Consider the following 12,806-nt stretch of genomic DNA (forward strand, 5'->3'; position numbering starts at 1 on the left):
GTAACCGATTTGAGCTCTTTGTCGTTCCGCATAACCCCGTATTTACCGCTTCTCCTGCTGCTGGCAGGCGCGCCCGCCCGCGCGCTGCAGGATAATCAGGCGTTCTCCGGCGCGCCTGAGAGCTTACCTGACCTCGGCCTGGCGCCGCAGGTCGACGACGACGCAAAGCACTTTGCCGAGATGGCGAAGAAATTTGGCGAAGCCAGTATGAGCGATAACGGGCTGACAACCAGCGAACAGGCGCGAGTATTTGCCATCGGTAAACTGGGGAACGAGGTCAGCCACCAGCTGGAGAGCTGGCTTTCGCCGTGGGGCAACGCCAACGTCGATCTGCTGGTGGATAAAGAGGGCAATTTTACCGGCAGCAAAGGGAGCTGGTTTGTCCCTCTGCAGGATAACGGCGACTACCTTACCTGGAATCAGTACTCGGTCACCCAGCGGGATACGGGTCTGGTCGGCAATATTGGTCTCGGCCAGCGCTGGCGGATGGGCTCCTGGCTGCTGGGCTACAACTCTTTCTACGATAAAGCCCTGGACGATCGGATGGCGCGCGGCAGCGTCGGGGCCGAAGCCTGGGGCGAGTCGCTGCGCCTGTCGGCGAACTACTACCAGCCGCTCGGCGGCTGGCAGCAGGGGAGTAGCCTGACCCAGCAGCAGCGTATGGCGAGCGGCTACGATGTGACCGCCCAGGCGCGGCTGCCGTTTTATCAGCACATTAATACCAGCGTCAGCGTGGAGCAGTATTTTGGCGATAGCGTCGATCTGTTCCATTCGGGTACCGGCTACCATAACCCGGTCGCGGTGTCGGTGGGGCTGAATTACACTCCCGTTCCGCTGGTGACGGTCACGGCTAAGCATAAGCAGGGCGAGAGCGGCGTCAGCCAAAATGATGTCGGGCTGAAGCTGAACTATCGCTTCGGCGTCCCGCTGAAGCAGCAGCTGGCGGCCGATGAAGTCGCCGTTAGCCGATCGCTTCGCGGCAGCCGCTACGACAGCCCGGAACGGGATAACCTGCCGGTCGTTGAATATCGGCAGCGTAAAACGCTGTCGGTTTATCTGGCGACGCCGCCCTGGGATCTTCAACCCGGGGAAACGGTGCAGCTAAAACTGCAGATTCGCAGCCTGCACGGCATTAAGTCGCTGAGCTGGCAGGGGGACACCCAGGCGCTAAGCCTGACATCGCCAATTGAGGCGAACAGTACGGACGGCTGGACCGTGATTATGCCGCGCTGGAGCAGCGAAGCCGGGGCGAGCAACCGCTGGCATCTTTCGCTGGTGGTGGAGGATAAAACGGGTCAGCGCGTCTCATCCAATGAGATCGCACTGGCGCTGACTGAGCCGTTGGTACGCGTACCGGCCGAGGGCGTGTCGTGGCAGCATCTGCCCTAGAATACGCGCTCCTGATGGACCCAAACCGCCGCTTCCACGCGCGATTTGAGCTTCATTTTCTTGAGCATATGCTTGACGTGGACTTTGACGGTGCTTTCGGTGATGTCCAGACGGCGGGCGATCATTTTGTTCGGCAGGCCCTGGGCAATCAGCTTGAGAATATCGCGCTCGCGCGGGGTCAGCTGGCTGATGTCGCGGTCCGAGGTGGCGCGATTAGCGCGCAGGCTGGCAGCCAGCACCGGGGTTAACGCTTCGCTGAGCACCATTTCGCCTGCTGCGGCCTGCTGCAGCGCCTTCAGCAGATCTTCCGGTTCCATATCCTTCAGCAGGTAGCCGTCGGCGCCGCGTTTCAGGGCGGTCACCACATCTTCTTCATGATTGGAAACGCTAAATACCACCACGCGGCCGGAAAGCGACTTTTCGCGCAGCTTGTCGAGGGTTTCCAGACCGTTCATGCCCGGCATATTGAGATCCAGCAGAATCAAATCGGGATCTAATGATTCCGCCATCGCAATCCCTTGCTCGCCGTTGCTGGCTTCGCCGATAACCTGGATGTCCGGGGCCATGCTGATCAGCTGTTTGACGCCGGTGCGCAGCATCGGGTGATCGTCGATGAGAAGGATGGTTGCCCGTTCCTGTTGACTCATGAAGTTCTCCTTATTGGATTGAAAACGATTTTTCAGGGATAAAAGTGACCACCACTTCGGTACCGCCGGTTTCCCGACGCCGAACCTGACAGTCCCCGCGCAGGCTCTGCGCGCGATCGCGCATGATAATCAGGCCGTAGTGGTTGCTGCGCTCCGCGTGATCCGGCACGCCGCGACCGTTATCGGCCACCGTCAGCCGGACCTGATTGTCCCGCAACGCCACGGTAACGCTGACATCGGTGGCATTGGCGTGTTTCAGCGCGTTGCTGAGTGCTTCCCGGGCGATTTGCAGCAGATGAATGGCCTGATGCGATGGAACAAAACGCGGCGGCAGCTGATAATCCAGGCGTACCGTGAAACCGAAGTGGGCGCTGTATTCCCGGCAGCTGGCCTCCAGCGCCGGGCGCAGCCCCGGTTCGGTGAGCTGTAGCCGGAAGGTCGTCAGCAGTTCGCGCAGCTGGGCCCAGGAGGTATTGAGTTCATTACGGATTTGCCCCAGCAGCTGGCGGCTCGCTTCCGGCAGATCGTCGCCCTGCATCTGCAGGCAGCTAACCTGCATTTTCATACAGGAGAGCGACTGGGCGATGGAGTCGTGGAGCTCGCGGGCGATAGTGGCGCGCTCCTCCATCACGATAAGCTGCTGCTGGCGCTCCTGATGGCGATCGAGGGCGAGGGTGCCGGTGAGTTGTTCAACCAGCGTATCCACCAGCTGCTGCTGATCGTGGCTCAGATGCCGCCCGGTGGGCAGGGTGGCCAGCAAAATACCGTACTGATTATGGGCATCCGACAGCCGCCATTTTAAGGTGGTGCCGGTATCCGGCAGCGGCGGCAGATCGCGCGGACACAGATAGCAGCCTCTGTCGTCGCACTGAATATCGGAGTGGCAGGAAAACTCCTGATGGTTGTCTTCATCTTCCATATCGTAAACGCGAACTTCAATATCGCGCAGCAGGGTTAGCCCCTGTAACCCGTTAAGAACGGGCGAAATGCGCTCGCAGAGCGGCGCGTTCGAGTGCAGTCGGCGGTTGGCCTGCCACAGGAAGGCGAGGATCTCGTTTTTCTGCTCCAGACCGGCGGTTTTTTCCTGCACCCGGCGTTCAAGCACCGAATAGCTCTCCGCCAGCTCTTCAGACATATTGTTCAGCGCCATACCGAGCGTCGCCATCTCGTTGCGTCCGCTAATCTGCGCGCGCTGGGTAAAATCGCGACGGCTCACCGCTCGGGCCATGCCGAGCAGCTGTTTCCACGGGCGTAGCAGGCGGGCGCGCAGCCAGACGATGGTAAACACCAGCAGCAGCGCCATCCCCACGGCCATGATGCGCTGGATCCAGACCACGTGTTTAATCCGCTCCTCAGTGGTGTGATCGAAAGCGGTCACCAGCTGGTCGATGCGATCGACAAAGCCGGCGACATCCGTCGCGACCGAGGCCTGATTTTGCGCCCTGCGCATCCCCGGCGCCAGCTCCAGCTGCCAGTAGTGCTGTAACGCCTGAAGCTGGCGCTGCTGATCGTCATGGCGAGCGGCGTACTGCAGTTCCGGGCTAAAAACGGTTGCCGTCATTTCATCGAGCAGCTTTTGATCGCTTTCGCCCAGCGGTACTGCCGCCAGCAGGCGGTAGCTCTGCATGCGCAGCGAGCCGGCTTTGTTAATCGCATGCGCGCTGCCCTGAACGCCGTGCACCAGGCGAGAAGAGATCGCCATTCCGGCGACGCCGATGACCGTGGCTAACAGAACGATTAACGCGAGTTGATTAACCAGCGTTAGCGGCGTAAAAAGACGTTTCAACATGGGGTATGAGGCTCCTGACCGGCAAATCATCCGGGAGTGGCGCTTATTCTCGGACATCCCCTGGAGTATACCCATACCCCTAAAGGATTACCCCTTAATTGTCAGGGTGTGATGGATTGGTGGCAGACGTTCGGGCAATGCCAGCACTGACGTGAAAAACCACACTTTTTTACGCAGAAATAGCTACTCACTTCGGGTGATGCGTTTTTTTTAGCCAAATTAGCGCCAACTTTTCCTTTGATTTATATCAACTTACCGCCGCCTGTAACCCATAAGGTAGCCAGGGTTAATATGAATTATTAGAGGTGTCTATGAGTCACTCTTCAATCCCGGAGAAGACTAACAGTTCAGTCATTAGCGACTGGCGTCCTGAAGATCCTGAATTCTGGCAGCAGCGCGGTCATCGCGTCGCCAGCCGCAATCTGTGGATCTCCGTTCCGTGTCTTTTGCTGGCATTCTGCGTCTGGATGTTGTTCAGCGCCGTTGCCGTCAACCTGAATAAAGTCGGCTTTCAGTTTACCACCGACCAGCTGTTTATGCTGACCGCGCTCCCGGCGCTCTCCGGCGCGCTGCTGCGCGTGCCTTACGCGTTTATGGTACCGCTGTTCGGCGGACGTCGCTGGACCGCGTTCAGTACCGGGATCATGATCGTGCCCTGCGTCTGGTTAGGCTTCGCGGTACAGGATACCTCTACGCCCTTCAGCGTTTTCGTGATTATTTCTCTGCTCTGCGGTTTTGCGGGGGCGAACTTTGCTTCCAGTATGGCTAACATCAGCTTCTTCTTTCCGAAGCAGAAGCAGGGCGGCGCGCTGGGCATCAACGGCGGCCTCGGGAACATGGGCGTCAGCGTAATGCAGCTGGTTGCCCCTCTGGTGGTTTCGCTGTCGATCTTCGCCGTCTTTGGCGGTACCGGCAGCGAGCAGCCGGACGGTTCCATGCTGTATCTGGAAAACGCGGCGTGGATCTGGGTGCCGTTCCTGATTATCTTCACCCTGGCGGCGTGGTTCTTTATGAACGATCTGTCGGCGTCGAAGGCGTCGCTGAGCGAGCAGCTACCGGTACTGAAGCGCGCCCATCTGTGGATTATGGCGCTGCTCTATCTTGCCACCTTCGGCTCGTTTATCGGCTTCTCGGCGGGCTTCGCCATGCTGTCGAAGACCCAGTTTCCGGATGTGCAGATTCTGCACTATGCGTTCTTCGGGCCGTTTATCGGCGCCCTGGCGCGCTCGACCGGCGGGGCGATCTCCGACCGCCTCGGCGGGACTCGCGTGACGCTGGTGAACTTCGTGGTTATGGCTATCTTCTGCGGCCTGCTGTTCCTGACGCTGCCGACCCACGGCGAGGGCGGCAACTTTATTGCCTTCTTCGCGGTATTTATGGTGCTGTTCCTGACCGCCGGTCTGGGCAGCGCGTCTACCTTCCAGATGATCTCGGTTATCTTCCGCAAAATGACCATGGATCGCGTTAAGGCGCAGGGCGGCAGCGAAGCGCAGGCCATGCGTGAAGCGGCGACCGATACGGCGGCGGCGCTGGGCTTTATTTCGGCGATTGGCGCGATTGGCGGCTTCTTTATTCCAAAAGCGTTTGGTATTTCGCTGGATTTAACCGGCTCACCGGCCGGCGCCATGAAGGTCTTCCTGGTGTTCTATATCGCCTGCGTGGTGATTACCTGGGCAGTCTACGGACGCAAGCAGAAATAATATTTCTTTCTGAGTTTCTGCAAAGGGCGCAACGGTATTTGCGCCCTTTTTAGTATTTATTTCTTAGTTACAACATACTAATGGTGTGGGGTAATTTTAAAAGCCCCCTGAAGTCACAGAAAAAATGACTTAAGGGGTATCTACCCCTTAATACCATGGCGAATCGCTAATCCTTATTTTCCGCAGGCTTTTATGCAAAATATCTTTGTTAATCAATAAAATAAAAAATAGAAATAAATACCACTTTGGTGGTAATTACTGTGTTAACCCGTTTTTATAAGCCATATCGTCTTGATCGTTATCAATTCTCTCCCTCTTTCATAGCGTTACCTTCGCTGCAAATCCAGCAATGTCGATTTATCAGAGAGCCGTCAGGCTCCACACAGGAGAGACCCGATGAGTAAATTCCTGGACCGGTTTCGCTACTTCAAACAGAAGGGTGAAACCTTTTCCGATGGGCACGGCCAGCTTCTAAAAACCAACCGGGACTGGGAGGATGGATACCGTCAACGTTGGCAGCACGATAAAGTTGTGCGCTCCACCCACGGTGTCAACTGCACCGGTTCGTGCAGCTGGAAGATTTATGTCAAAAATGGTCTGGTTACCTGGGAAACCCAGCAGACCGACTATCCGCGCACCCGTCCGGATATGCCAAACCACGAGCCTCGCGGCTGCCCGCGCGGCGCCAGCTACTCCTGGTATCTTTACAGCGCCAACCGCCTGAAGTATCCGCTGATGCGCAAACGCCTGATGAAAATGTGGCGTGAAGCGAAAGTTCAGCACAGCGATCCGGTGGATGCCTGGGCCTCTATTATTGAAGACGCCGACAAAGCGAAAAGCTTTAAGCAGGCGCGCGGCCGCGGCGGTTTCGTGCGTTCGTCCTGGCAGGAAGTGAACGAGCTGATTGCCGCCTCTAACGTCTACACCGTCAAAACCTACGGCCCGGACCGCGTGGCGGGCTTCTCGCCTATTCCGGCGATGTCGATGGTCTCCTATGCCTCCGGCGCGCGCTATCTGTCGCTGATCGGCGGCACCTGCCTGAGCTTCTACGACTGGTACTGCGACCTGCCGCCTGCGTCACCGCAGACCTGGGGCGAACAGACCGACGTGCCGGAATCCGCCGACTGGTACAACTCCAGCTATATTATCGCCTGGGGCTCCAACGTTCCGCAGACCCGTACCCCGGATGCCCACTTCTTTACCGAAGTGCGCTACAAAGGTACCAAAACCGTTGCCATCACCCCTGACTACGCCGAAATCGCCAAGCTCTGCGATCTGTGGCTGGCGCCGAAGCAGGGTACCGATGCGGCGATGGCGCTGGCGATGGGCCACGTCATGCTGCGCGAGTTCCATCTCGACAAACCGAGCCAGTATTTCACCGATTACGTGCGCCGCTACACCGACATGCCGATGCTGGTGATGCTCGAAGAGCGCGACGGCTATTACGCCGCGGGCCGCATGCTGCGCGCGGCTGATCTGGTGGACGCATTAGGTCAGGAAACGAATCCGGAATGGAAAACCGTCGCCTTTGATGAGAAGGGCGAAATCACCGTACCGAACGGCTCTATCGGCTTCCGCTGGGGCGACAAAGGCAAGTGGAATCTGGAACAGCGCGACGGCAAAACCGGTGAAGACGTTGAGCTGCGCCTGAGCCTGCTGGGCGGCCACGACGATATCGCCAACGTCGGCTTCCCGTATTTTGGCGGCGAAGGTACCGAGCACTTTAATAAAGTCGAGCTGGAAAATGTGCTGCTGCACAAACTGCCGGTCAAACGCCTGCAGAAGGCCGATGGCTCTAGCGTGCTGGTCACCACCGTCTACGACCTGACCATGGCGAACTACGGTCTGGATCGCGGTCTTGGCGATGAAAACTGCGCCAGCAGCTACGACGACGTCAAAGCGTATACCCCGGCATGGGCGGAGAAAATCACCGGCGTTTCCCGGGCGCACATTATCCGTACCGCGCGGGAGTTTGCCGATAACGCCGATAAGACCCACGGCCGTTCGATGATCATTGTCGGCGCCGGTCTGAACCACTGGTTCCACCTCGATATGAACTATCGCGGTCTTATCAATATGCTGATCTTCTGCGGCTGCGTCGGTCAGAGCGGCGGCGGCTGGGCGCACTATGTCGGCCAGGAAAAACTGCGTCCGCAGACCGGATGGCAGCCGCTGGCGTTTGCTCTCGACTGGCAGCGTCCGGCGCGCCATATGAACAGCACGTCGTACTTCTATAACCACTCCAGCCAGTGGCGCTATGAAACCGTAACCGCGCAGGAACTGCTGTCGCCGTTAGCGGATAAATCCCGGTACAGCGGCCACCTGATTGATTTCAACGTGCGCGCCGAGCGTATGGGCTGGCTGCCGTCGGCGCCGCAGTTGGGCACCAACCCGCTGCGCATCGCGGAAGAGGCGAAGAAAGCGGGCATGACGCCGGTCGATTACACCGTCAAATCCCTGAAAGAGGGTTCCATTCGCTTTGCCGCAGAGCAGCCGGAAAACGGTAAAAACCATCCGCGCAACCTGTTTATCTGGCGTTCTAACCTGCTGGGCTCTTCCGGTAAGGGCCACGAGTACATGCTGAAGTACCTGCTGGGTACGGAAAACGGTATTCAGGGCAAAGATCTCGGTAAGCAGGGCGGCGTGAAGCCGGAAGAAGTGGAGTGGAAAGACAACGGTCTCGACGGCAAGCTGGATCTGGTGGTGACACTCGATTTCCGTCTGTCGAGCACCTGCCTCTATTCCGACATCGTGCTGCCGACCGCCACCTGGTATGAAAAAGACGACATGAATACCTCGGATATGCATCCGTTTATTCATCCGCTGTCAGCCGCCGTCGACCCGGCCTGGGAATCGAAAAGCGACTGGGATATCTACAAAGATATCGCGAAGAAATTCTCTGAAGTCTGCGTGGGGCACCTCGGCAAAGAGACCGACGTGGTGACGCTGCCTATCCAGCACGACTCCGCCGCCGAACTGGCGCAGCCGCTGGACGTTAAGGACTGGAAAAAAGGCGAATGTGACCTGATTCCTGGGAAAACCGCGCCGCACATTCTGACCGTCGAGCGCGATTATCCGGCGACATACGAACGCTTCACTTCTATCGGCCCGCTGATGGAGAAAATCGGCAACGGCGGTAAAGGCATCGCCTGGAATACCCAGAGCGAAATGGATCTGCTGCGCAAGCTCAACTACACCAAAGCGGACGGCCCGGCGAAAGGCCAGCCGATGCTTAACACTGCGATTGATGCGGCAGAGATGATCCTGACCCTGGCGCCGGAGACCAACGGCCACGTGGCGGTGAAAGCCTGGGCGGCGCTCAGCGAGTTTACCGGTCGCGACCATACGCACCTGGCGACGAATAAAGAAGAGGAAAAAATCCGCTTCCGCGATATTCAGGCCCAGCCGCGCAAAATTATCTCCAGCCCGACCTGGTCCGGACTCGAAGATGAGCACGTTTCTTATAACGCCGGCTACACCAACGTTCATGAATTGATCCCGTGGCGTACGCTTTCCGGCCGCCAGCAGCTGTATCAGGATCACCAGTGGATGCGCGATTTCGGCGAAAGCCTGCTGGTCTATCGTCCGCCAATTGATACCCGTTCGGTGAAAACGGTGATGGGGGCGAAATCCAACGGCAACCCGGAGAAGGCGTTGAACTTCCTGACGCCGCACCAGAAGTGGGGTATCCACTCCACCTACAGCGACAACCTGCTGATGCTGACGCTGTCGCGCGGCGGCCCGATTGTGTGGATGAGCGAAGCGGACGCCAAAGATCTGGGGATTAAGGATAACGACTGGATCGAGGTGTTCAACAGCAACGGCGCGCTGACCGCCCGCGCGGTGGTCAGCCAGCGCGTGCCGGCCGGGATGACCATGATGTACCACGCCCAGGAGCGTATCGTAAACCTGCCGGGTTCCGAGATCACCGAGCAGCGCGGCGGGATCCACAACTCCGTGACCCGTATTACGCCGAAGCCGACCCATATGATCGGCGGCTATGCCCAGTTGGCCTACGGCTTTAACTACTACGGCACGGTAGGGTCGAACCGCGATGAGTTCGTGGTGGTACGTAAGATGAAGAATATTAACTGGTTAGATGGCGAAGGTAACGACCAGGTACAGGAGAGCGTAAAATGAAAATTCGTTCACAAGTCGGCATGGTGCTGAATCTCGATAAGTGCATCGGCTGTCATACCTGCTCGGTCACCTGTAAAAACGTCTGGACCAGCCGCGAGGGTATGGAGTACGCATGGTTCAACAACGTTGAAAGTAAACCGGGCGTTGGTTTCCCGAACGACTGGGAGAATCAGGAAAAGTGGAAGGGCGGCTGGATCCGTAAGATCAACGGCAAGCTGCAGCCGCGCATGGGCAACCGCGCGATGCTGCTCGGTAAAATCTTTGCTAACCCGCATCTGCCGGGCATCGACGACTACTACGAGCCGTTTGACTACGACTACCAGAACCTGCACAACGCGCCGGAAAGCAAACACCAGCCGATCGCCCGTCCGCGCTCGCTGATCACCGGTCAGCGGATGGATAAAATCACCAGCGGTCCAAACTGGGAAGAAATTCTGGGCGGCGAGTTCGAGAAACGCGCCAAAGACCAGAACTTTGAGAACATGCAGAAGGCGATGTACGGCCAGTTCGAAAACACCTTCATGATGTATCTGCCGCGCCTGTGCGAGCACTGCCTGAACCCGGCGTGCGTGGCGACCTGCCCGAGCGGCGCCATCTACAAACGTGAAGAAGATGGCATCGTACTGATCGACCAGGACAAGTGCCGCGGCTGGCGTATGTGCATCACCGGCTGTCCGTACAAGAAAATCTACTTCAACTGGAAGAGCGGGAAATCGGAGAAGTGCATCTTCTGCTACCCGCGTATCGAATCCGGGATGCCGACCGTTTGCTCGGAAACCTGCGTGGGGCGTATTCGCTACCTCGGCGTGCTGCTGTACGACGCGGACGCCATTGAAAATGCCGCCAGCACGGAGAATGAGAAAGACCTGTATCAGCGTCAGCTGGACGTGTTCCTCAACCCGAACGACCCGAAAGTGATTGAGCAAGCGCTGAAAGACGGCGTGCCGCAGGGCGTTATCGACGCTGCCCAGCAGTCGCCGGTGTACAAAATGGCGATGGACTGGAAGCTGGCGCTGCCGCTGCATCCGGAATATCGCACCCTGCCGATGGTCTGGTACGTGCCGCCGCTGTCGCCGATTCAGTCGGCCGCCGACGCGGGGGAACTGGGCAGCAACGGTATTCTGCCGGACGTGGAAAGCCTGCGTATCCCGGTTCAGTATCTGGCCAACCTGCTGACCGCGGGCGATACCCAGCCGGTGCTGCTGGCGCTGAAACGCATGCTGGCGATGCGCCACTTCAAACGCGCGGAAACCGTCGACGGCGTACTGGATACCCGGGCGCTGGAAGAGGTAGGCCTCACTGAGGCGCAGGCGCAGGAGATGTATCGCTATCTGGCTATCGCTAACTACGAAGACCGTTTCGTGGTGCCGAGCAGCCACCGCGAGCAGGCCCGCGACGCCTTCCCTGAGAAAAACGGTTGCGGCTTTACCTTCGGCGACGGCTGCCACGGTTCTGACAGCCAGTTCAATCTGTTTAACAGCCGCCGTATCGATGCTATCGACGTCACCAGCAAAACGGAGCCGCACCCATGATTGAACTCGTCATTGTGTCGCGCCTTCTCGAGTACCCTGACGCTGCCTTATGGCAGCATCAGCAGGAGCTGTTTGACGCTATCGCCGCTTCGGAAAAGCTCGCGCCGGAGGATGCCCATAAGCTGAGCGTTTTCCTGCGTGACCTGACCGCTCAGGATGTGCTGGACGCGCAGTCTCGCTACAGCGAACTCTTCGATCGCGGCCGCGCGACCTCGCTGCTGCTGTTTGAGCACGTGCACGGCGAATCCCGCGATCGCGGCCAGGCGATGGTTGACCTGATGGCGCAGTATGAACGCCACGGTCTGCAGCTGGATAGCCGCGAATTGCCGGATCATCTCCCGCTGTACCTGGAGTATCTGGCGCAGCTGCCGGAAGCGGAAGCGCTCGGCGGATTGCAGGACGTCGCGCCGATTCTCGGCCTGCTCAGCGCTCGCCTGCAGCAGCGCGAGAGCGGCTACGCGGCGCTGTTTGAGCTGCTGCTCAAGCTGGCTAACGCGCAGGTCGATAGCCAGAAAGTGGCGGAAAAAATCGCCGATGAAGCCCGCGACGATACGCCGCAGGCGCTGGACGCCGTCTGGGAAGAAGAACAGGTGAAATTCTTTGCCGATCAGGGCTGCGGCGAGTCGGAGATCTCCGCTCACCAGCGTCGTTTTGCCGGAGCCGTTGCCCCGCAATATTTGAATATCTCTAACGGAGGACAGCAATAATGCACTTCCTGAATATGTTCTTCTTTGACATCTATCCGTATATCGCCGGTACGGTGTTCCTGGTGGGAAGCTGGCTGCGTTATGACTACGGGCAGTATACCTGGCGTGCGGCCTCCAGCCAGATGCTGGACCGTAAAGGGATGAATCTGGCTTCGAACCTGTTTCATATCGGGATTCTGGGGATCTTTGCCGGTCACTTTCTCGGTATGCTGACGCCGCACTGGATGTACGAATCCTTCCTGCCGGTCGACGTGAAGCAGAAGATGGCGATGATTGCGGGCGGCGCCTGCGGCGTGATGACGCTGGTGGGCGGTCTGCTGCTGCTGAAACGTCGTCTGCTGAGCCCGCGCGTGCGCGCCACCACCACCGGAGCGGATATTCTGATCCTCTCCCTGCTGATGGTGCAGTGCGCCCTGGGCCTGCTGACTATTCCGTTCTCCGCTCAGCATATGGACGGTAGCGAAATGATGAAGCTGGTCGGCTGGGCGCAGTCGGTGGTGACCTTCCACGGCGGGGCTTCGCAGCATCTGGACGGCGTGGCGTTTATTTTCCGCGTTCACCTGGTGCTGGGCATGACGCTGTTTGTGCTGTTCCCGTTCTCCCGTCTGGTGCATATCTGGAGCGCGCCGGTGGAGTACCTGACGCGCAAATACCAGATTGTACGCGCCCGTCGCTAATTCTATTTCGAGTAAAGCTAAACCCTGCTGCGGCAGGGTTTTTCATTTGTGCGGTCTGCTCCCGGCGGGGCACATATGGCAGAAATACAGAATCAGTTCTGGAGAAATAAAAGAGCTAACTAAGACGGTTTTGATAATTTGATTTTGCTGAGGTACTGCAGGGAAGTGATGGTGGTGGGGGAAGGATTACTCGGCGCGTTGCGCCTCGCCCTTCGGGTCGTTGCC

Annotated in this window: 8 protein-coding genes and 1 other RNA gene (1 of these 9 cut by a window edge); 6 read left to right on the forward strand and 3 right to left on the reverse strand. The window is 58.3% G+C overall.

The features are described 5' to 3' along the window. Nucleotides 1-9: 9 nt before the first annotated feature. Nucleotides 10-1,389, forward strand: coding sequence for a YchO/YchP family invasin (locus tag F8562_RS18385; protein ID WP_014838758.1), 1,380 nt, complete (start codon nt 10-12; stop codon nt 1,387-1,389). On the opposite strand, the gene narL is transcribed toward F8562_RS18385, so the two are convergent. Together narL and narX are read right to left on the reverse strand one after the other, a co-directional pair. After that, nucleotides 1,386-2,036 (reverse strand): two-component system response regulator NarL, encoded by a 651-nt coding sequence (gene narL / locus F8562_RS18390; protein ID WP_004103129.1) that lies wholly within the window; start codon nt 2,034-2,036, stop codon nt 1,386-1,388. The genes F8562_RS18385 and narL overlap by 4 nt on opposite strands. Nucleotides 2,037-2,046: 10 nt before the next feature. After that, nucleotides 2,047-3,825, reverse strand: coding sequence for a nitrate/nitrite two-component system sensor histidine kinase NarX (narX, locus tag F8562_RS18395; protein ID WP_014838757.1), 1,779 nt, complete (start codon nt 3,823-3,825; stop codon nt 2,047-2,049). 311 nt (nt 3,826-4,136) lie between these two features. On the opposite strand from narX, the gene F8562_RS18400 reads away from it, so the two are divergent. The 5 genes from F8562_RS18400 to narI all read left to right on the forward strand — a co-directional run bounded on the left by F8562_RS18400 (nt 4,137) and on the right by narI (nt 12,581). Continuing rightward, on the forward strand, nt 4,137-5,525 hold the full coding sequence (locus F8562_RS18400; protein ID WP_014229746.1) for a NarK family nitrate/nitrite MFS transporter: 1,389 nt from the start codon (nt 4,137-4,139) through the stop codon (nt 5,523-5,525). Nucleotides 5,526-5,921: 396 nt separating this feature from the next. Further along, a complete protein-coding gene (locus F8562_RS18405; protein WP_094909330.1) occupies nt 5,922-9,665 on the forward strand; it encodes a nitrate reductase subunit alpha in 3,744 nt (1,247 codons plus the stop codon). After that, a complete protein-coding gene (narH, locus tag F8562_RS18410; protein ID WP_014838755.1) occupies nt 9,662-11,197 on the forward strand; it encodes a nitrate reductase subunit beta in 1,536 nt (511 codons plus the stop codon). Before F8562_RS18405 ends, narH begins: the two co-directional genes overlap by 4 nt. Next, nucleotides 11,194-11,904, forward strand: coding sequence for a nitrate reductase molybdenum cofactor assembly chaperone (gene narJ / locus F8562_RS18415; protein WP_014229743.1), 711 nt, complete (start codon nt 11,194-11,196; stop codon nt 11,902-11,904). Before narH ends, narJ begins: the two co-directional genes overlap by 4 nt. After that, entirely contained in the window at nt 11,904-12,581 is a 678-nt protein-coding gene (narI, locus tag F8562_RS18420) for a respiratory nitrate reductase subunit gamma (RefSeq protein WP_004103123.1), read from the forward strand. Before narJ ends, narI begins: the two co-directional genes overlap by 1 nt. 169 nt (nt 12,582-12,750) lie before the next feature. Here the strand turns inward: narI and F8562_RS18425 are convergent. Further along, nucleotides 12,751-12,806: non-coding RNA, RtT sRNA (locus F8562_RS18425), on the reverse strand; it runs 114 nt beyond the window's last position.

Origin of the sequence: Klebsiella sp. RCJ4 (assembly GCF_009025755.1) — a bacterium.
Lineage (GTDB): Bacteria > Pseudomonadota > Gammaproteobacteria > Enterobacterales > Enterobacteriaceae > Klebsiella > Klebsiella michiganensis.